The organism is Bacteroides acidifaciens (genome assembly GCF_903181435.1).
In the GTDB taxonomy this organism is placed as follows: domain Bacteria; phylum Bacteroidota; class Bacteroidia; order Bacteroidales; family Bacteroidaceae; genus Bacteroides.
On the sequence record NZ_CAEUHO010000001.1, the window covers coordinates 2,041,640 to 2,061,901 of the forward strand.

A 20,262-nucleotide genomic window follows, 5' to 3' on the forward strand; every position below is an offset into this window, starting at 1 on the left:
CTAAAATAATGATTTTATTCTTCTACTAAACATTCTTCTTCACTTTAGGCAAAATAAGTTCCAACAAACGATTCACCGACTCTTCCAGGCTCAACTTCGAAGTATCCAATGCCAAAGCTGGATACTCGGGAACTTCAAACGGAGCGGAAATCCCCGTAAAATTCTGAATTTCTCCTTTCCGTGCTTTCGCATACAAGCCTTTCACGTCACGCTTCTCGCACTCTTCTAGCGGAGTACTCACAAATATTTCCAAGAAATCATCTTTTCCGATAATATTCGCAGCCATTTCGCGAATATCATTATTAGGGCTAATAAATGCCGCAATCGTAATAATACCACTATCCAAAAAAAGCTTGGACACTTCGGCTATACGACGTATATTTTCCACTCGGTCAGACTCAGAGAACCCCAGGTTATTATTAATTCCGCTACGGATATTATCACCGTCCAAGATACGGCAAAGCAATCCACGCTTATGAAGTTCACGTTCCAGCGCAATAGCGATTGTACTTTTCCCCGACCCACTCAATCCGGTAAACCAAATCATTACGCTATGTTGCCCTAGAAGTTCTTCTTTGTCCCGGCGTGTCATCATGCGGTCGAAAATAGGATATATATGATTCTTTTCTTCCATTTATAAATTAGTTTTATTAAAAGTTCCAAATCATCGGAATCAGAATAACAGAGATTAAGAAAGTAATGATATTAAGCGGCAAACCGATACGAACAAAATCCGTAAACTTATAGTTACCGATACCCTGTACAATCAAATTAGTCTGATAACCGATAGGTGTAGAGAAGCTGGCAGACGCAGCCATACAGATCACAACAAAGAAGGGCGTCGGGCTTACCCCCAACTGGGCAGCAATGGACAACGCCAACGGGAATGCCAGAGCCGCAGCCGCATTGTTTGTAATCAGCTCCGTAAATAGATTCGTGATGATAAACAACATTGCAAGCAGCACGTGCGGTCCGTAGTCGTCACTCAGCCCGATAATGAACTTCGCGACGCAATCAGCCACACCCGAATTCACCATCGCCTTGCTGATAGCAAAAGCACAGGCAATAGTAATCAGAATATCCCACGAGATATATTTAGTATATTTACGGGCAGGGAACAGATTCGTCCATGCCATGATAATAGTAGTAATAGAAACAAAGAAAAACATATCCAGCTTAATGTCCGGAAACAATTCCTTCGTTACCGGAAGTTCCCCCACTGTTGCGCCGACAATCATCAATACCAATAACAACAAAGCAAACCAACGTTTCTTTTTCCCCGTAGTATCCGGCTCATTTCCATTAGTCAACAGCACGAATACCGAAGATTCGCCCCATGTCGGGATAAATGTATCATCCGCCATCACCACCAGCGTATCACCTTCGTGAAGTACCACATCATTCAGATTATCCACAAATCGTTGTCCGTTACGTGTCTTGATTTCCTTCACTTCGACACCATAATGACGCTGGAAATTAAAATCCTTCAACTTTTTATTGATACCGGGAAAACGGGCACCCAAAACTGCTTCCACTCTATGCAGCTTTTCTCCTTCTTCTACATCCTCATCAGGTACAGCCGTATCCGGACGCGCATCGGGCAACAAGCGTTTCGAGAAAACAAAAAGATAAATAATCCCAGCTATCGCGATAAAGATTCCCACCTTTCCGAGTTCAAACATCGAAAAGCCTTCAAATCCGGCTTCCAATATCATTCCGTGCACTACCAAATTCGTAGAAGTACCGATTAGCGTACAAATACCACCCAGAATAGTCACATATGAAAGAGGAATCAAAAACTTTGTAGCGGGGAGCTTGACCGACTTTGCCCAGTGTTTGATAATCGGAGCAAAAATAACCACAACAGGAGTATTATTCAGGAAAGCAGAAATAAACGCAACCGAAGGCAAGATACGCAACTGCGCCTTAAACACTGTTGTCTTACCCTGAGGTAGCAATTTCTTAATCACTTGCCCCAATGTACCCGACTGACGAATACCTTCACTCACCAAAAACAGCAAAGCAACGGTAATCATCCCCTTGTTGCTGAACCCTTCAAGCATCTCTTTAGGAGTCAGGATACCGACACACAAAAATAAAACCACTACCGAAAAAAGTACCATACCCGGTCGCATTTTGTCCGCAACCAAAGCAGCTACCATTCCTAATAGAGACAATAGTACAAATACAATTTCAAATGTCATATAAACATTAATTAGTGTTCTCTTTTGGGCTCAACGATAAACCAAGGATTCAATAAGTCTTCCTTGTTATATCGTAGAGGTTCGTCTTTTCCAGCCTGATACACTTCCATTCCGGCGGCACGAGCTATCGCATGTCCGGCAGCCGTGTCCCATTCCATCGTTGGAGCGAAACGCGGATACACATCCGCCTTTCCTTCCGCAACCAGACAGATTTTGATAGAACTTCCGCTGGATATCAACTCAACGCTGCCATATTTCTTCCTCAAATCTGCGATATATTCTTCCGTTTCTGGCGAAAGGTGCGAACGGGAAGCCACTACAATAAAACGCTCACGAACATCTTCCAACGGCATCCGGTCCGACTCCTTTATCAACTGCTCCAATGACACTCCGTCATCTTCCAGACCGATAATACCGGAACATTTATAAGCTCCTACACCTTCAACCGCAAAATAAAGTTCTTTTCTTACTGGTACATAAATAACCCCCATCACAGGCACGGAATTCTGCACCAAAGCTATATTTACAGTAAATTCACCGTTGCGCTTGATAAACTCTTTCGTCCCGTCCAACGGATCTACAACCCATAAAGTATCCCATGTACGACGGACCTCATAATCCAAATGCTTCCCTTCTTCACTAAGAACAGGAAAAGGAGTCCCGTCCAAAATAGCGACAATAGCCTCATGCGCCTTCCTGTCTGCTATTGTCAGCGGAGAGTTATCAGCTTTTCGTTCTATCTCGAAGTCCGATGCCGGATCTTCATAAATAGAAAGTATTTCTTTACCAGCTTTTAATGCCGCATCGATGGCAGCCATTACATATTTTTGTTTCATTCAATCCCTTCATTAATACCTTATTTTCGTTAAGGCTGTGAATCATCCAAATTAAGAGTTGACAAAAGTAAAAACTTTCTTTACTATAAAAGTTTCCCCACTATCATTTATAACTTCTTTTAGTAGAAAGATAAAAATATCTAAACGGAATAACCTTTCTTCTCTCTCAATAAAAAAGCAGTAACTTCCCAGTTACCGCCTTCTTATTTGGAAAGAACGCTTGTCCTCTCCAATATATATTACCAAAAAGAAATCAATATACACGATACAGCAACCAAGCTCCCTGGAAATCCGAACGGTTCGGATACTTAGCCTTGAATGCATCGCGAGCTTCGGCAGCAGCAGCTTTATCAGCAAATGAACTTACAATAACACGATACATTGCCTTGTCTGCATTAAATGCGATAGTAGAGTGGTAACCTTGTGCGTCTAACCAGTCTTTCAGACCTTCTGCATTTGCTTTCACACCGAAGCTACCAGCCACAACACTATAATCTTTCAATCCTTCATTGCCGGAAACCACTGTAACCTTTTCCTGGCGAACACCGGATGTATCTGCCACTTTAGGCGTTGTCACAGGAGCTGCAACTACCGGAGTCACCTCTACTGGAGCTTCCACTTGCGGTTCAGCCAGTTCCTGCTGTTTCGCTTTCTCATAAGCTTTCTTATAGGCACTTTCACTGGATTTACAAGAAGCAAATGCCAGCACCAAGCATATTCCCATTCCTAATACGACTAATTTTTTCATAATCCTATACTCTATTTTAATTAATAATTCAACGTTCCCGTCTATCTATATTTAGTTTCGGGCAACAAAATAATAGAAATTTTATCATCCGGCAAAGAAATCCGTCAAAAAAACGTCTATTCCTGCTTTTTCTTGTAAGAAATCGTCCCCGTTGCCTGGTTGGTAGGCATCAAAAGCACTTCCGCAATCTGAATATGCTTCGGAGCCGATGCAGCAAAATAAACCGTTTCGGCGATATCATCTCCTGTCAACGGACGTATTCCCTTGTAGAAATTATCAGCAGCTTCCTTATCGCCCCGATAACGCACCACTGAGAAATTCGTCTCCACCATACCCGGTTTGATGTTCGTAACCCTTAACGGAGTATCTACTAAATCAATACGCAAGCCGTCCGAAAGCGCTTTCACGGCAGCCTTAGTGGCACAATACACACTTCCGCCCGGATAAGCAGCGTCACCGGCAATGGAACCGATATTGATAACATGCCCCTGTCCGCGTTCCACCATGCCGGGAACCACAAGACGTGTCATTGCCAATAATCCTTTTATATTCGTATCAATCATGATATCCCATTCGTCCAGGCTGCCTTCGAACTCCTTGTCCACCCCGATCACCAGTCCGGCATTGTTTATCAGCAAATCGATTTCAGCCCATTCTCGTGGCAACTCTTCCAGTGCTGCCTCAATCTTTTTACGACTACTTACGTCACAAAGAAACGACCACGTCACCACTTTGGGATATTCCATCTTCAACTCATATATCAACTTCTCCAATTTTGAAGCATTACGAGCATTCAAAATCAAGTTCCATCCTTCTTTCGCAAATTTACGGGCACAAGCTTTACCAATTCCGCTAGTTGCGCCAGTAATTAAAACAATTTTATTATCCATTATGTTTTGGTTTATAATATTCGGTAGCAAAAGTACGCCTTAAGTCATATTGGTTAGTCTCGAAAGCCCGTTAAATAAGATTAAACCATAAAAGAAAAAAAGAATTATAAAACTAAGCACTTTTTCTTCGTCTTCATGAACAACCTTTCGATAAAAATGTTATATTTGTTGTATCGTAATCATTTTAAATATTACAAATTATGAAAGGATTGAATGTATTAGCAGCTTTTTTGGGTGGTGCAGCCGTAGGTGCAGCCCTTGGTATTTTGTTTGCTCCTGAAAAGGGAGAAGATACCCGTCATAAAATCGCCGAGATTCTACGCAAGAAAGGAATCAAGCTCAACCGCAGTGAAATGGAAAATCTCGTAGACGAGATTGCTGCCGAGATGAAAGGAGAAATAGCAGAGTAAGTGAGTAACAAAAGACTAAAAACAGAGCAACTATGTTTGGGAATGATAAAAGTATTGAGAATTTTCAACAGTTATTTTTCGAGTTCAAGAAGTATTTGGAACTTCAAAAAGAATATGCCAAATTAGAATTAACAGAAAAGTTAACCATACTTTTCTCAACATTAATCATGGTTTTAATACTAATTATTCTTGGCATGGTAGCCCTGTTTTATTTATTTTTCACACTGGCTTATATTTTGGAACCATTCGTAGGAGGACTCATGGCAAGTTTTGCCATCATTGCAGGTATCAATCTTGCCATCATTGCTATCATTGTCATTTTCCGGAAGCGGCTTATCATCTCACCCTTAGTCAATTTCCTCGCTAATTTATTTCTAACCGATTCAAATAAATAAGTTATGAGTTCGCAGACAGTACATAAATATACTTTAGAAGAAATTGCCGAACGTAAAAAGCAATTACAACATGAGATTCAGGTCCAGAAAAAAGCAATAATTACCACTACCCGCGAAATATTCGCTCCTGTTGCTCCGACAGCCAATAAGGCGGACGCCATCATGCGCTCGTTCAATACCGGTATGGCTGTCTTTGATGGAGTGGTGATGGGGATTAAGATTATGCGGAAGGTGCGTGCGTATTTCAAGAAACTGAAATAAGATGACTCATTTTTCGTACTTATTCGTGAGGTATTAAACAACCGGAGAGGTACAATAGGTACCCCCTCATTTTCCACACACCCGTGCGCGTAATAATTAAGGTATAGAATATCAAAAACTAATCAAAAATTCTATTATTTATCATAATTCATACTACCTGCTACATGTACATTATGTAATGCGATATTATTCGAAACACGAACAGATAGAAGTATCAAAAAAACTCATATATAAGTTTTTCTTGCGTGCACCTTATAAATATGCGGGCGCATACACATACGCATGTGTGTGTGAAAAGAGCCCCGAGAAAAGTGTACCTACTGTACCCGTTAATAACATAGTGCTTTGCGAGTTCTAAAGCACTGCTTTAGCAATCGTAAAGCATAGCTTTAGCAGACATAAAGCGATGCCTTACTCTTTCGTTTCCCTAAAGTTCTATAATGCATCATTTATCATTACATACAACAAAAAGTCATCCGGCTTTGCCCGTCATTATAACAGAACAAAGTCGGATGACCTTAACTATACGCAAATTAAATCTTACACGTATGTCTCCAACAACTTCACATTTCCCCCTTCAGGAGTAATAGTGATATCCTGAGTGGTAGCAGGAAGCAGGATAGACTCTCCAGCGTTGACAATCAGCTCGTTGCCTTCATTATCTCTCATTTTGCATGCACCTTCCATGCAGATAAAAATCACGAATGAGTCGAGTTCCGAGTAGTCACAACTGATTTCTTCGGTCATGTCATACAGAGAAGTCGTGAAGTAAGGGCAGGCTACCAGTTCCACCGGTTCATCCTTCACAGCATCATATTTAGTACGGTAGTCATCCAATACTTCGTAGTTGATAGCTTCGCGGGCTAAATCGGTGTGAAGTTCACGGGTTTTGCCATTTGCGTCCTTGCGGTTGAAGTCGTAGATGCGGTAAGTTATGTCAGAGGTTTGTTGGATCTCGGCGATAAACGAACCGGCTCCAATGCTATGCACACGTCCGGCAGGCAAGAAGAATACATCTCCCGAATGAACTTCATACTCTTGCAATACATCGGTAATCGTATTGTTCAACACGCGTTCTTTATATTCTTTTGGGGTAATCTGTTCAGAAAATCCCGAACGCAATTTAGCACCGTTGTCAGCATCTACCACATACCACATTTCGGTTTTTCCCATCGAGTTATGGCGTTTCTTCGCCAAGTCGTCCGCCGGGTGCACCTGGATTGACAAATCCTGTTGGGCATCGATAAACTTAATGAGCAACGGGAATTTATTACCGAAGCGCGCATAGTTAGCTTCGCCCACCAATTCCTCGCGATACCTTCTTACCATATCGGTTAAGGTTAAACCTTTATCCGGGCCATTAGCCACTACGGATTCATTGTCTTCAACACCGGAAATCTCCCAGCTCTCTCCTACTCCTTTCAAGTCTGAGTTCAAATGCTTGAACGGAATAATTTTGTCGCCCCCCCAAAGCGTCTGCTTCAGAATCGGTTCGAATTTTAATGGATACATTTTTGTTTTTCTTGTTATAAACTTAGATTAAATTCGCTCGGATTGTTACAATCCGGGAGCAAACATACAAAAAATAGTTTAGTTTTAAAGAAAGGGAGATGAAAATCTTTTTGAAAAAAATCATACCGCAAAGGATAAGGCACATTAAAGTAATAAAGCTAAACTTTCCTAAACCATCTCCTATATTTAGCCAGAATAATTTGTGAGTAAGAAAGAATTTCCTTTTATTTGCAGGAAATTTTAATAATACCAGACATGAATAACACATTCCCAACAGAAGGGAATCTTTCAGGGCTCAGCCGTAAAGATTTCCAAAAGGAGATAAACGATAAGAAAACTGATCTATTTATCCTCAAAAACACAAAGGGAATGGAAGTAGCTGTAACCAATTACGGATGCGCCATTCTTTCTATTATGGTACCGGACAAAAACGGTAAGTATGCCAATGTGATTCTCGGTCACGACAGTATTGACCATGTAGTTAACAGCCCGGAACCTTTCCTGAGCACGACCATCGGACGCTATGGCAACCGTATCGCCAAAGGAAAATTCACTTTGTTCGGCGAAGAACATGAACTCACCATCAACAACGGCCCTAATTCCCTGCACGGCGGACCGACAGGCTTTCATGCCCGCGTTTGGGACGCTGTTCAGATCGATGAGAGCACAGTACAGTTCAATTATGTTTCCGCTGACGGCGAAGAGGGTTTCCCCGGGAATCTGGAAGTAGAAATGACTTACCGCCTGGAAAACGAAGTAAACGCACTGACTATCGAATACCGTGCCACAACAGATAAAGCCACAGTGGTTAATCTGACTAACCATGGTTTCTTCAACCTCGCAGGCATCGCCAACCCTACTCCTACCGTCAACAACCACATTGTCACTATCAACGCTGATTTCTATACGCCCATCGATGAAGTTTCCATCCCGACAGGGGAAATTGCCAAAGTAGAAGACACTCCGATGGATTTCCGCACTCCGCACACCGTAGGTGAACGTATCAACGATAAATTCCAGCAACTGATATTCGGTGCAGGATACGACCACTGCTACGTACTGAACAAGAATGAAAGCGGTTCGCTCGACCTTGCTGCTACCTGCAAAGACCCTGAAAGCGGACGTATCATGGAAGTGTACACCACCGAAGCCGGTGTACAACTTTATACCGGCAATTGGCTTAACGGATTCGAAGGAGCGCACGGTGCCACATTCCCTGCAAGAAGTGCTATCTGCTTCGAAGCACAGTGTTTTCCGGATACTCCGAACAAGCCTCATTTCCCGTCAGCTACTCTGCTACCGGGTGATGAATACCAACAAATCACTGTTTACAAATTTACAGTAGAAGAATAATTATCAAAAATAACTAACCTAATTTTATAAACTAACATTTTTTTGAACCATGACACAAGTAAAAAAGAGTGGTAATCTCATCGCTATTATCACAATGTGCTTTATTTTTGCGATGATTTCATTTGTTACTAACATGGCCGCTCCATTCGGTAATATCTGGGGATTCCAATATAGTTGGGCTGCCATGATGGGAAACATGATGAACTTTGCGGCTTACCTGTTTATGGGTATTCCCGCAGGTAAGATGCTTGTCAGATACGGCTATAAGAAAACAGCCTTGAGTGCCTTGGCAGTAGGTGCTATCGGATTGATAGTGCAATATCTTTCCAGTATTTTCGGAGCAGACATCGAGACTTTCACTTATGATGGTCAAATCGTTGCCTTGAACCTTATTATTTATCTGTTAGGTGCATTTATCTGTGGTTTCTGTGTATGTATGCTGAATACCGTAGTAAACCCAATGTTGAACCTCTTAGGTGGCGGTGGAAACAAAGGGAACCAGTTGATTCAAATTGGTGGTACCTTGAACTCACTGACCGGAACATTGACTCCGTTATTGGTAGGTGTATTGATCGGACAAGTTACCGCAGCAACAAGCATGAGTAATGTAGCTCCTCTTTTGTTTATCGGTATTGGTATATTCATTCTGTCATTCGTCATCATTTCATTTGTTGCCATCCCCGAACCGCAAGCTAACACAGGAAACAAGAAGTTCGAACACAGTCCATTGGCTTTCCGCCACTGTCTGCTGGGCGTTATTGCTATTTTCTTCTATGTGGGCGTAGAAATCGGCATACCGGCACAGCTAAACTTCTATATCACGAACCTAGGATTCGAAGGCTCAGCAGCCATAGGTGGTACATTGGCTGCCAGCTACTGGTTCCTGATGCTTATCGGACGTGCTTCCAGCAGCATCATCAGTGGAAAAATTTCAACTACAGCACAAATGACTGCCGTTTCCCTATTTGCCATTATCATGTTGCTGATTGCTATCCTAATGCCTGAAACAGTCACTGTAGAGTTCAAAGGAAATGAAATTCCAATGAAATGTTTCCTCATCGCAATATGCGGACTTTCCACTTCTGTTATGTGGGGCGGTATCTTTAACCTTGCCGTAGAAGGATTGGGCAAGTATACAGCTGCTGCGTCCGGCTTATTCATGATGATGGTAGTCGGTGGTGGTATCATGCCATTGATTCAAGACTTCATAGCAAAAGCAACCAACCCGATTACAAGCTACTGGCTGATTATCGCTATGTTAGTCTATATTTTATATTATAGCAAAATCGGTTGCAAAAATGTCAACAAAGATATTCCTGTGGAATAATCATATATAATTTATTCACCTTTAAACTATTAATATCATGGATACAGAATACGTAAGAAGTCGATTCATTAAACACTTTGACGGAACTACCGGATTTTTATATGCTTCACCAGGCCGCATCAACTTGATCGGCGAACACACTGACTACAACGGCGGATTCGTTTTCCCCGGAGCAGTAGACAAAGGTATGATTGCTGAAATCAAACCGAACGGTACTGATAAGGTTAGAGCGTACTCTATCGACTTGAAGGATTATGTAGAATTTGGCTTGAACGAAGAAGATGCTCCACGCGCCAGCTGGGCAAGATATATTTTCGGTGTTTGCCGTGAGATGATCAAACGTGGCGTTGACGTAAAGGGATTCAATACTGCTTTCGCGGGTGATGTGCCTCTGGGTGCAGGTATGTCTTCTTCTGCAGCTTTGGAAAGTACGTACGCTTTCGCATTGAACGAGCTGTTTGGTGAAAACAAAATAGATAAATTTGAATTGGCGAAAGTTGGTCAGGCAACAGAACATAATTACTGTGGCGTGAACTGCGGTATCATGGACCAGTTTGCTTCTGTATTCGGTAAAGCAGGCAGCTTGATTCGTTTGGATTGCCGTTCACTGGAATATCAGTATTTCCCGTTCCATCCGGAAGGTTATCGTCTGGTTTTGATGGATTCAGTGGTGAAACACGAATTGGCTTCTTCTGCTTACAACAAGCGTCGTCAAAGTTGTGAGGCTGCTGTTGCCGCTATCCAGAAGAAACATCCGCACGTAGAATTCCTGCGCGACTGTACTATGGAAATGTTGAAAGAGGCAAAAGCTGACATCAGTGACGAAGATTATATGCGTGCAGAATACGTAATCGAAGAAATCCAACGCGTACTCGATGTTTGCGACGCTTTGGAAAAAGATGATTACGAGACTGTAGGTCAGAAGATGTACGAAACTCACCACGGCATGAGCAAGCTGTACGAAGTAAGCTGCGAAGAACTCGACTTTCTGAATGATTGCGCTAAAGAATACGGTGTGACCGGTTCACGCGTTATGGGTGGTGGCTTCGGTGGTTGTACTATCAACCTCGTTAAAAATGAATTGTATGACAACTTCGTTGAAAAGACAAAAGAAGCTTTCAAAGCTAAATTCGGCAGAAGCCCGAAAGTATATGACGTAGTAATCGGTGACGGTTCTCGTAGATTGGAATAAGAGATTATTCAAGATTAAATACTAAGAAGGGCGGCTACCGTGACGGGAAGCCGCCCTTCTTCTCAATTAACAAAACCTAAAACCTATTATCTATTGATTTAACTAATTCCAATCTTATTATTCTTTTACTGTACGCCTTCTGTTGTCATCTGTATCCTCTTCATTGTGCCGTCTTCATTGTAATACAAACGGTCAATGCAAACGGAGCGACGGAAACTTCCACCGGCGGTATTAATACCGCCATTGTGATAAATGAAATACCAGTCTCCCTTAAACTCGATGATGGACTGGTGGTTAGTATTGGAGTTACCCGCAATTTCATTCAGGATGCCTTTATATTCCCAAGGTCCTGTAACGCTACGGCTCATTGCATAGCAAATCTTTTCTGGAAATCCGGAAGCATACGAGAGGTAATACCAGTCTCCACGTTTATGTATCCAGGGAGCTTCCGTAAAACGAGGAAGACTAACCGGAATAATCGGACCGTCCAATTCGATCATGTTCTTTTTCAGTCTGACATAGTAGCATTGGGTGTTTCCCCAATAAAGATACGCCTGACCGTCATCGTCAATAAAAACTGTCGGATCAATATCATCCCACCGAATTTTGGTATATTCGGTAGTCATGTCATTGGTGACCAATGCCGAACCGCGGGCATCAGCAAAAGGACCTGTCGGAGAATCTGAGACGGCTACACCGATAGATTTACCGGGAATCGTATTGTGTTCTACCGTTACATACCAATAAAACTTGCCGTCACGTTCAATCACCTGGCTTGCCCACGCCTCACCTTTTGCCCAACTGAAATCCTTGGCTTTTAAAGGAACGGGGTGTTCCGTCCATGTTTTCATGTCGGGAGAGGAAAAGACACACCATTCATTCAGCAGATAATGTTCCTTGGGGGGCGGACATTCATCGTGTCCGGCGTAAATATATACTTTTCCATCATGTACCATGGCTCCCGGATCCGCCGTATATTTATATTGAATGATGGGATTGCCATTGGCAATAAAAGTAGTGTCATTCTGCGCTGACAGCCCGGAAAAGGCTGTCAGTACGAATGAGAAAACTACGTATCTAATCTTATTTATCATTTCTTCGTGAATTTATAAACAGCAAATGTATTCGGTTCCAATTCGGCTGTAAACACATGCCCTTCAATGGATACCGGAGTCTCTTGCGGAGTAATGGCAAAAGGTTGTTCAAGCGTATTATCTTTGTCCAAATCAAGTGAGCGAAGCTTGATACAACGGCCATTCGATAATACGTCTTGTTTCTTCAATCCTGCGAAGTTCAACGAAATAGGTTGGGCAGTATTCGAAGTGTTGGCAACCTTTACAATCAGTTCATTCTTATCCTTATCATATACGGCACTGGCAAAGAGCCCGTTCTGCCCTTCGGCACCTGTCACGTTTTTCTTGTCCATGGTAAGCGGAAGTACATTCGTCCCTTTGTTCTGTGCATACAGTTGCTGCACATAGTAGCTTACGGTACGTACGGAATTCAGGTTATCAAACCAAATCATGTCCGGACGCCACTGCCAGCCTTCCACATGGGCGAAAAGCGGAGCATAAGTAGCCATATGGACAATGTCAGCGTTACGTTCCAGTCCGGTCATGAAAGCAGCTTCGAGCAAGGCGGCATTGAAATGGTTCCATTTCTTTCCTTTTCCGTGGCAGGCATATTCACCGGCAAAGACTTTCGGACCTTTACGGTTGTAGTTGTCATAACGTGCGCCTTGGGCTAAGAACCAGCTTTCGGGACGATAGAAGTGTTCGTCCACCAAATCGGCTTTCAGGCGTTTCATTTCGGGCCACAGGTAATCGAATTCCTTACCTTCGGAATTAGGGCCGGAGCTGCCTACAATCTTCACATCGGGATATACCTTACGGATAGCTTTGATAAACGGCTCGAGACGTTCGGGATATTCTTTGCCCCATTGTTCGTTACCGATACCGATAAATTTCAGATTGAAAGGAGCCGGATGCCCCATATCGGCACGCACTTTTCCCCAAGTCGTATTAACATCGCCATTGGCAAATTCAATCAGGTCAAGTGCATCCTGTATATAAGGAGCTAAGTCGCAAACAGCCACATGCGCCTTCGGATCATTATTCTGGTACTGACAAACAAGACCACAATTCAGAATAGGAAGAGGTTCCGCTCCTATTTCTTCGGATAACAAGAAATATTCATAGAATCCCAGTCCATAGCTTTGATAATAATCCGGATAAAAACGATGCGTAAACGTATATTGCCAGCGATTTAAATTCAAAGGACGATTTTCTACAACCCCTACCGTTTTCTTCCAGTCATAACGATCACCCTGTTCCGTACCTTCCACGATACAGCCGCCGGGAAAACGGAAGACTCCCGGATGAATATCCGCCAAAGCCTGTGCAAGGTCTTTGCGGAGTCCGTTTTCATGTCCTTTCCAAGTATCTACCGGGAAAAGAGAAATGTGTTCCAGATCTACGGTTCCTTTGGAAGTAAGGAAAATGCGAAGCGTAGATTTGGGATTGGTCACTCCCGGTTTCAGGATAACCTGATATTTTTTCCATTCTTTTGAGTCAATGATAAGGTTCTGTGTGGCAAAAGCCTGGCGTTCGCCCATTGATTTGGTATCTACGAGTTCAATCCGCAATGTTTCTTTCGTACTTCCTTGCGGTAAACGTGCCCAAACGGAAAAGCGATACTCCTCCCCCTTCTTAACACCGATACCGAAAAAACCTTCGTTATCAAGTCCGGTATGCTTATGCGCGTGTCCCGGGTCGGAAAGGCGTACATAATGAGGATTGCGTTCGAAAGGGCCGTCGTCCATCAATGACACTTTTCCATAGGTATTCCAGCCCATCAAGTGTTGGGGAAACTCGAATGAACGGTTCTTGACCAATTCAGCATAAAGCCCCCCGTCGGCAGCATAGTTGATGTCCTCAAAAAAGAGTCCGTACATGGTAGGTTTAATTTCTGCTCCCAACTTCTTGGTTTGTATCACCATTTCATTGGTTTGCGCATGAAGTGCCATTCCGGCAGAGATGGCTAATGCAGCCAAAATTTCTGTGTATCTTCTCATGTTTTTCAATAAAAAATTATATATGGTTTATTTGATTCTTTTTCCCCAGACAGAACGTCCCCGACTATCGAGCCCGGTAAAGAGAATGGTTTCCGTTTCATTCTCCCAATCGTGTCCTGCAAAGATAATCAGATTCTTAATTTCCTCTTTGCCCAATCTTACCATTAATAGCTGTTTTTCGGTCAAAAAGGACCAATTTCCATTCATTTGCACAATTTTCCATTCATCATCCGTCATCTCCCCTTTGCAGGTTCCGTCCTTTAATAAACTGATACGGGTTGAGAGATTCCACTCACCATCTTTCAATTCACCTTCGCCCCAAAGGATTTGCCCGGCTTCCAACTGGCGTTCGTACTTGGGTTCCTGTACACGGATAACCTCCCACTCTCCTGCCAAGTCCGCTTCGGTGAACTTACGGGGAACTGTCCCTGCATATCTTTCGGGAGAAACGACCGGCCATCCGTCCGGTGTAAAGAACAACTGGCGAATATGCAATACCATCAACTGGTTTTGCGGAGAAAGACGCCCTTGGTGAGCCATGAAATAGTTTCCTTCACCATCGGAGAAAACTCCGCAATGCGCTGTACCCGCCCACCCGGGATGATTCTCAAAACGATAGGGAGCGGTCAGTATCGGGAAATTATTGGTCGTATCTTTCACCGCCTTTCCCAAATAATCGACAAATGGCCCCTCAGCGGCATCCGAACGGCTGACACGTACATTATAGGTTGTCATCAACGGGTCATAAGAAGTGAACAGATAGTATTGTTTCAAATTAGGGTTGTAAATTATTTCCGGTGCTTCGAGGTTGTCTTTCCTGTAATTGGCACGACGTGCTACAAGATGCCCCAAGTCTCCGTTTTTCAGAGGCAATCCAGTTTCAGGATTCAGTTCTACACAGTATAATCCACCGAAGAAAGAGCCGTAGTGCATCCACCATTCTCCAGTGACCTCGTCTACTATGACACTTGGATCAATGGCGTTCATGGCAGTGGAATCATCTGTCTTTACGGTACAACCCACTTGCGTCCACGGCCCTTCGGGAGAAACAGATTCAGCAAGCCCAATATAGGAAGTCTTACGTCCGAATGCGGATACGCAATAGTACAGACGATATTTGTCCTTATAGGGGATGATATAGGGAGCCCAGATATTTGTAGCCCCATGTCCGCCCGCGTGAGCCTGTACCCACCGTACAGCTTCTTCGGGTATCTCGGGAAAAGCCCATCCTAGAAATTCCCAATGTACCAGATCCTTGGAACGGCGTATCTGGATATATCCCAAAGGAACTTCTTTTTCTTTGGCTTCCTTCCGGTTTTCACCGAAAATAGCGTCAGTGGAATACATATAATAATAGTCGCCCAGCTTGCGACAGGACGGGTCGTGCACATTATATGTTCCCCACTGGCGGTAATCTTCCATTTTAGCTACGGATAAATAATTGTCATCCCAAGGATTCGCAGAAGGAATCGGTTTAAATACAGCAGAAGTGCAACTTGCGAACAAGCTGCCTGCAATTAAAAAGACGGGCAAGAACAAGTTTTTCATAACATCAGTGTTTTCGTTCATCAATCATGTTACAAAAATACGGTCTGTTTCACCTATTGAAGGTGGACATACGAACACGATTGGTGGACAATCCTGTATTCTGCCGAAAAGAAGCCCGTTCCGCTTTTGCGATTTGAGATTATCTTTTAACTTTGCTCTTACTTAATACGTACCCGCATGAAAAAACACCTATTCGTACTCCTTGTAATTTATAATATTCTGTTTTTTGCCGGCCGGAAGAACGTGCATGCACAGGAACGGTTCGCCGACCGCTACAACATCACATACGTGACAATGAACAACGGATTGCCCCACAATTTCATAGATGACTTATATAAAGACAGTCGTGGATTTCTATGGATTTCAACTGCCGGAGGCGGGGTTTCGCGCTACGATGGCTATGAATTTGTGAATTACAATCCCAATACCCCTCATTGCAAACTGAAAAGTAACTTTATTATTAATGTATGCGAAGATTCATTTCAAAGACTTTGGATGGTGTCAGAAGGAGGAACGGATATCATTGACCTCACCAACCTGAAACCGACCTTGCCGGAAGATGCCAAAGGGGTATTGAATAACGTCCTGAATCAGCCGGCTACGCACGTCATGAAAGATTCTAAAGGTTGCATCTGGTTACATTGTGCCAATAAGCTCAATCGTATTGAATTTAACGAAAAAGGAGAAGTAAAATCTGTTTCCACCCTCGTTCCCATTACCCTGAACGGACCGAATATCGCTCTTCAGGATATTGACGAAGACGGTAAGATATGGGCGGGAATCAATGGTGAAATACTTAAAGTGGATTGGGACTCACAAGGAAAACTGACAGCCATCCCCATCGCCGAATGCCTGAAATTCGAGCCCGGAACCTATATATCCGATTTTCTAATGAAGGAAAACGAAGTATGGGTTTCTACTGACCGGGGACTGTTCCGATATAATAAAAACGGGAACGTCGTCAAACGGTACGAACACAACCCGATTAATCCCCGTTCGCTTTCACAAAACTATCTGACCGACCTGGCTATCACAAATGATAAACAATTGATTATTGCCACCTTGTGCGGTGTGAACATCTATAACCCAATGACCGACGACTTTGAGCGCATCGCATCCTATGGCCTTCAGAATGGAAGTTCCAATCTGCTGAACAGTAACTTTATCAATGACATACTATCTGAAGAGGATCATATCTGGTTCGGAACAGAAACCGGCGGTATCAATATGCTGAGTCCAAGACGATTATCAATACGTAACTATAAACACGACAAAGAAAACCCGTCGAGTTTGTCCTACAATCCGGTAAATGCCGTTTATGAAGATATTTACGGCACATTATGGGTAGGCACCGTAGAAGGCGGACTGAACCGGAAAGAGCACGACAGCGAACAGTTTACTCATTTCACCCGTGAAGGCGAGGGACTGAGCCATAATTCTGTCAGTGCATTGACAGCCGATCAAGACGACCATCTATGGATAGGAACCTGGGGCGGAGGTATCAATTTGCTTGACTTGAAAGCTCCCCGACAAGTGCTGAAAGTTATTTCTTCTCAGACAAGCGGAGGATTTCCAATCGACTTTATCGGCTCGCTGACATACGACCCTATAAATAATGGTGTATGGATAGGAGCCAATCAAGGACTTTATTTTTACGAAATGGCTACCGGAAAAATCTGCGCTCCCCTAGCAAACAGAGTAGCGGAAAATATTCACGGCTGCATCGGTTCTATAATTGATAAAAACGGGAAACTCTGGATAGGATGCATGGAAGGTGTGTACATCATCGATCTCCACACACGCACATCCGCAGGAGAGTTTCAGCACAGGCATCTGAATTTTAAACTAGATGATCCCGACTCACGTCTGATTGAAAAAATCACCTGTTTCTTTGAAACCAAAGATGGAACTCTGTGGCTGGGAAGTAACGGATACGGTATTTACAAACGGACAATAGACAAACAGGGTAAGGAAATATTCGTATCTTACAGTACTTCTCAAGGGTTGCCCAACAGTAGTGTGCGCGGCATATTGGAAGACAGCGACGGTCATCTTTGGATTGGAACAAATAATGGCCTTTCCTGCTATCATCCGGAAGAGAATCGCTTTATCAATTATACTTCTCAGGATGGATTGATTGACACTCAGTTTTACTGGAACGCCTCTTGCCGTTCGGCACATTCGGGACAAGATTTACTTTATTTCGGCAGCGTAGGCGGATTGGTGGCTATCGAGAGTAATCGTCCCGCTATTTCTCTTCCTGCCGCCAAGGTTCGTTTCACACGCTTGAGGATTGGTAATGAGGAGATTTTGCCGGGAAACGAATATTTGCCGGAAGATATTGCTATCACTAATGAGTTACGGCTGCACGAGAAAGAGAAATCGTTTTCTTTAGAATTTTCAGCACTCAATTTTGAAGCGAGCAATACGGCAATTTACAGCTACCGGCTGCTCGGATTTGATGATAAATGGGTGCATGTGCCCGGCAATCGCCGTTTTGCCAGTTACACAAATTTGCCTCCGGGAAATTATACGCTGCAGGTAAGATATACCCCTGACAGGGAAAATGAAGGGGAAAATGTAACGGAGTTGAACATCACAATTGTCCCTTACTTTTATAAGACTGCATGGTTCATTCTATTGATCATCATTCTCGTGCTTGTGATTGTATGGCAATTTTACCAATGGAGAATTCGCACGCTGAAACGGCAGAAGGAGTATTTGCATCGCACAGTGGAAGAACGCACGCACGAACTGGAGCAACAGAAACATTTGTTGGAGAATCAGACCGAAGAACTATCACGACAGAACCGGATGCTGACCCAACAGAATGAGAAAATTACGAAGCAGAAAGCACAGTTGATCCGAATGTCGCGCAAAGTGCAGGAGCTGACACTTGATAAGATTTCTTTCTTTACGAATATCACACATGAGTTCCGAACGCCGATTACGTTGATTATCGGACCTATTGAGCGTGCATTGAAGTTGAGTTATAATCCGCAGGTGATTGAACAACTTCATTTCGTAGAGCGCAATTCGAAGTATCTGTTGTCTCTAGTCAATCAGTTGATGGACTTTCGCAAAGTGGAATCCGGCAAACTGGAAATTGTCAAGACGCGGGGGAATTTTCTGAAATTCATTGATTCGCTAATCACTCCTTTCGGAGTGTTTGCAGGGGAAAGGAATGTCGTGCTGAAACGATATTACCGGATGGAAACGCCAGAGATTCTATATGATGAAGAGGCAATGCGTAAAGTGGTGACTAATCTGTTGAGTAATGCAATTAAGTTTACGCCGAATGGAGGTACTGTCTCACTGTATATATCTTCCCTACCATCTGGTAAGAGTGGAAAAGAATCTTTATATATATGTGTCGGAGATACGGGACCGGGCATTCCGGAAGAAGACCTGAACAGGATTTTCAATCGTTTCTATCAATCGCAGAACCAAGTGAAGTATCCGGTTTATGGACAGGCGGGAACAGGTATAGGCCTTTATCTCTGCAAACGAATTGTGCAGATGCACGGTGGAGAAATCAAAGTGCGTAACAATCGCCTTGCGGGCTGTTCTTTCCGCCTTCTCCTCCCCTTGCAACAGGAAGAAGAAAAAGATGATAAGTTAATCATCATTGATTCTAACGGTTCTTCATCCAATCCTGTCCCGGCTTCTGAGCCCTCCAAAGAGAAAGAAGCTTTGACGATTCTAGTGGTAGAAGACAATGTAGATATGCGGGGATACATCCGTTCCATTCTCCGCGAACAGTACAATGTACTGGAAGCGTCAAACGGAGAAGAGGCGCTACATATTCTTTACAGCAACCCAGTGGATTTTATCATCAGTGACTTGATGATGCCTGTAATGGATGGCATTGAGCTCTCCCGCCGGGTGAAGGACACTTTTGCCATTTCACACATACCTTTCTTGATGCTGACTGCCAAGACCTCGCAAGAGACACGCCTGGAAAGTTATCGTATGGGAGTGGATGAGTATCTGCTGAAGCCATTTGATGAGACTTTGCTCTTGACACGTATTCAGAATATCTTGGAAAACAGGAAGCGGTATCAGCGAAAATTCACACTCAACATGGATGTGGATGTGCTAAATATGGAAAAGGAATCCGGAGATAAGAAGTTTCTGAATCATGTAATGGAGGTCATCAAGGAGAATTATAAGAATTCTTATTTTGAGGTAAGTGATTTTAGCGAAGCGGTCGGAGTGAGCAAAAGTCTGCTGAATAAAAAGCTGCAAAGCCTCATCGGACAATCTGCCGGACAGTTTATCAGGAATTATCGGTTGAATATAGCACGCGAACTGATTCTGAAGAATCGGGAAACAAAGAATATGAATATTGCGGAAATATCTTATGAAGTCGGGTTCAATGATCCGAAATATTTTACAAGGTGCTTCACCAAATACTTCAATACGACACCGAGTTCACTGCTTAATAAGGAAGAATAGTTTTACCTAAAACAATAATTTCACATAATAAGCTGTATCCTTTTACACTTAAAAT

The 20,262-nt window shown here is 43.2% G+C and carries 16 protein-coding genes; 7 read left to right on the top strand and 9 right to left on the bottom strand.

All coding sequences use genetic code 11. The features are described 5' to 3' along the window. Positions 1-25: 25 nt before the first annotated feature. The 5 genes from cysC to CLIN57ABFB40_RS08710 form a co-directional block, all read right to left on the bottom strand. Positions 26-634: an adenylyl-sulfate kinase gene (gene cysC, locus CLIN57ABFB40_RS08690; RefSeq protein WP_175629719.1), complete on the bottom strand. Its 609-nt coding sequence runs from the start codon at positions 632-634 to the stop codon at positions 26-28. Between the two features lie 16 nt (positions 635-650). Further along, complete coding sequence (locus CLIN57ABFB40_RS08695) at positions 651-2,204, bottom strand: SLC13 family permease (RefSeq protein ID WP_175629720.1); 1,554 nt, start codon at positions 2,202-2,204, stop codon at positions 651-653. An 11-nt stretch (positions 2,205-2,215) separates the two neighbouring features. Then, positions 2,216-3,040: a 3'(2'),5'-bisphosphate nucleotidase CysQ gene (cysQ, locus tag CLIN57ABFB40_RS08700; RefSeq protein WP_175629721.1), complete on the bottom strand. Its 825-nt coding sequence runs from the start codon at positions 3,038-3,040 to the stop codon at positions 2,216-2,218. A gap of 253 nt (positions 3,041-3,293) precedes the next feature. Further along, on the bottom strand, positions 3,294-3,788 hold the full coding sequence (locus CLIN57ABFB40_RS08705; protein WP_175629722.1) for an SPOR domain-containing protein: 495 nt from the start codon (positions 3,786-3,788) through the stop codon (positions 3,294-3,296). A gap of 116 nt (positions 3,789-3,904) precedes the next feature. Further along, a complete protein-coding gene (locus CLIN57ABFB40_RS08710; protein ID WP_175629723.1) occupies positions 3,905-4,678 on the bottom strand; it encodes an SDR family oxidoreductase in 774 nt (257 codons plus the stop codon). A 200-nt stretch (positions 4,679-4,878) separates the two neighbouring features. Here CLIN57ABFB40_RS08710 and CLIN57ABFB40_RS08715 point away from each other — a divergent pair, with 200 nt between their 5' ends. The 3 genes from CLIN57ABFB40_RS08715 to CLIN57ABFB40_RS08725 are packed head-to-tail and all read left to right on the top strand — an operon-like array spanning position 4,879 to position 5,744. Further along, positions 4,879-5,088, top strand: a complete 210-nt coding sequence (locus CLIN57ABFB40_RS08715) for a YtxH domain-containing protein (protein WP_005677876.1) — start codon at positions 4,879-4,881, stop codon at positions 5,086-5,088. 32 nt (positions 5,089-5,120) lie between these two features. Next, positions 5,121-5,483, top strand: coding sequence for a phage holin family protein (locus CLIN57ABFB40_RS08720; RefSeq protein ID WP_175629724.1), 363 nt, complete (start codon positions 5,121-5,123; stop codon positions 5,481-5,483). A 3-nt stretch (positions 5,484-5,486) separates the two neighbouring features. Next, positions 5,487-5,744, top strand: a complete 258-nt coding sequence (locus CLIN57ABFB40_RS08725) for a hypothetical protein (RefSeq protein ID WP_175629725.1) — start codon at positions 5,487-5,489, stop codon at positions 5,742-5,744. 540 nt (positions 5,745-6,284) lie between these two features. Here CLIN57ABFB40_RS08725 and CLIN57ABFB40_RS08730 read toward each other — a convergent pair. Then, on the bottom strand, positions 6,285-7,256 hold the full coding sequence (locus CLIN57ABFB40_RS08730) for a type I phosphomannose isomerase catalytic subunit (RefSeq protein WP_175629726.1): 972 nt from the start codon (positions 7,254-7,256) through the stop codon (positions 6,285-6,287). 255 nt (positions 7,257-7,511) lie between these two features. Here CLIN57ABFB40_RS08730 and CLIN57ABFB40_RS08735 point away from each other — a divergent pair, with 255 nt between their 5' ends. Genes CLIN57ABFB40_RS08735 through galK form a run of 3 tightly spaced genes read left to right on the top strand, consistent with a single transcriptional unit; the run spans position 7,512 to position 11,128 of the window. After that, entirely contained in the window at positions 7,512-8,609 is a 1,098-nt protein-coding gene (locus CLIN57ABFB40_RS08735; RefSeq protein ID WP_175629727.1) for an aldose epimerase family protein, read from the top strand. Between the two features lie 49 nt (positions 8,610-8,658). Next, on the top strand, positions 8,659-9,936 hold the full coding sequence (locus tag CLIN57ABFB40_RS08740; protein ID WP_175629728.1) for an MFS transporter: 1,278 nt from the start codon (positions 8,659-8,661) through the stop codon (positions 9,934-9,936). A 37-nt stretch (positions 9,937-9,973) separates the two neighbouring features. After that, entirely contained in the window at positions 9,974-11,128 is a 1,155-nt protein-coding gene (gene galK / locus CLIN57ABFB40_RS08745) for a galactokinase (protein ID WP_175629729.1), read from the top strand. A gap of 125 nt (positions 11,129-11,253) precedes the next feature. On the opposite strand, the gene CLIN57ABFB40_RS08750 is transcribed toward galK, so the two are convergent. From CLIN57ABFB40_RS08750 to CLIN57ABFB40_RS08760, 3 genes are read right to left on the bottom strand one after another with little or no spacing between them, the layout of a single operon-like run. Further along, entirely contained in the window at positions 11,254-12,222 is a 969-nt protein-coding gene (locus tag CLIN57ABFB40_RS08750) for a glycoside hydrolase family 43 protein (RefSeq protein ID WP_175629730.1), read from the bottom strand. Next, positions 12,219-14,201: an alpha-L-arabinofuranosidase C-terminal domain-containing protein gene (locus tag CLIN57ABFB40_RS08755; RefSeq protein WP_175629731.1), complete on the bottom strand. Its 1,983-nt coding sequence runs from the start codon at positions 14,199-14,201 to the stop codon at positions 12,219-12,221. Before CLIN57ABFB40_RS08755 ends, CLIN57ABFB40_RS08750 begins: the two co-directional genes overlap by 4 nt. Positions 14,202-14,228: 27 nt before the next feature. Then, complete coding sequence (locus tag CLIN57ABFB40_RS08760) at positions 14,229-15,770, bottom strand: arabinan endo-1,5-alpha-L-arabinosidase (RefSeq protein WP_175629732.1); 1,542 nt, start codon at positions 15,768-15,770, stop codon at positions 14,229-14,231. A 156-nt stretch (positions 15,771-15,926) separates the two neighbouring features. Here CLIN57ABFB40_RS08760 and CLIN57ABFB40_RS08765 point away from each other — a divergent pair, with 156 nt between their 5' ends. Beyond that, a complete protein-coding gene (locus CLIN57ABFB40_RS08765) occupies positions 15,927-20,207 on the top strand; it encodes a two-component regulator propeller domain-containing protein (protein ID WP_175629733.1) in 4,281 nt (1,426 codons plus the stop codon). The last annotated feature ends 55 nt before the right edge of the window (positions 20,208-20,262 follow it).

What these genes read in the sequence shown, in the direction of transcription:
- CLIN57ABFB40_RS08705 (WP_175629722.1), bottom strand. Translation starts at nt 3,788, where the DNA reads ATGAAAAAATTAGTCGTATTAGGAATGGGAATATGCTTGGTGCTGGCA.
- cysC (WP_175629719.1), bottom strand. Translation starts at nt 634, where the DNA reads ATGGAAGAAAAGAATCATATATATCCTATTTTCGACCGCATGATGACA.
- CLIN57ABFB40_RS08725 (WP_175629725.1), top strand. Translation starts at nt 5,487, where the DNA reads ATGAGTTCGCAGACAGTACATAAATATACTTTAGAAGAAATTGCCGAA.
- CLIN57ABFB40_RS08765 (WP_175629733.1), top strand. Translation starts at nt 15,927, where the DNA reads ATGAAAAAACACCTATTCGTACTCCTTGTAATTTATAATATTCTGTTT.
- CLIN57ABFB40_RS08710 (WP_175629723.1), bottom strand. Translation starts at nt 4,678, where the DNA reads ATGGATAATAAAATTGTTTTAATTACTGGCGCAACTAGCGGAATTGGT.
- CLIN57ABFB40_RS08720 (WP_175629724.1), top strand. Translation starts at nt 5,121, where the DNA reads ATGTTTGGGAATGATAAAAGTATTGAGAATTTTCAACAGTTATTTTTC.
- cysQ (WP_175629721.1), bottom strand. Translation starts at nt 3,040, where the DNA reads ATGAAACAAAAATATGTAATGGCTGCCATCGATGCGGCATTAAAAGCT.
- CLIN57ABFB40_RS08730 (WP_175629726.1), bottom strand. Translation starts at nt 7,256, where the DNA reads ATGTATCCATTAAAATTCGAACCGATTCTGAAGCAGACGCTTTGGGGG.
- CLIN57ABFB40_RS08750 (WP_175629730.1), bottom strand. Translation starts at nt 12,222, where the DNA reads ATGATAAATAAGATTAGATACGTAGTTTTCTCATTCGTACTGACAGCC.
- CLIN57ABFB40_RS08760 (WP_175629732.1), bottom strand. Translation starts at nt 15,770, where the DNA reads ATGAACGAAAACACTGATGTTATGAAAAACTTGTTCTTGCCCGTCTTT.
- CLIN57ABFB40_RS08695 (WP_175629720.1), bottom strand. Translation starts at nt 2,204, where the DNA reads ATGACATTTGAAATTGTATTTGTACTATTGTCTCTATTAGGAATGGTA.
- CLIN57ABFB40_RS08740 (WP_175629728.1), top strand. Translation starts at nt 8,659, where the DNA reads ATGACACAAGTAAAAAAGAGTGGTAATCTCATCGCTATTATCACAATG.
- CLIN57ABFB40_RS08735 (WP_175629727.1), top strand. Translation starts at nt 7,512, where the DNA reads ATGAATAACACATTCCCAACAGAAGGGAATCTTTCAGGGCTCAGCCGT.
- galK (WP_175629729.1), top strand. Translation starts at nt 9,974, where the DNA reads ATGGATACAGAATACGTAAGAAGTCGATTCATTAAACACTTTGACGGA.
- CLIN57ABFB40_RS08755 (WP_175629731.1), bottom strand. Translation starts at nt 14,201, where the DNA reads ATGAGAAGATACACAGAAATTTTGGCTGCATTAGCCATCTCTGCCGGA.
- CLIN57ABFB40_RS08715 (WP_005677876.1), top strand. Translation starts at nt 4,879, where the DNA reads ATGAAAGGATTGAATGTATTAGCAGCTTTTTTGGGTGGTGCAGCCGTA.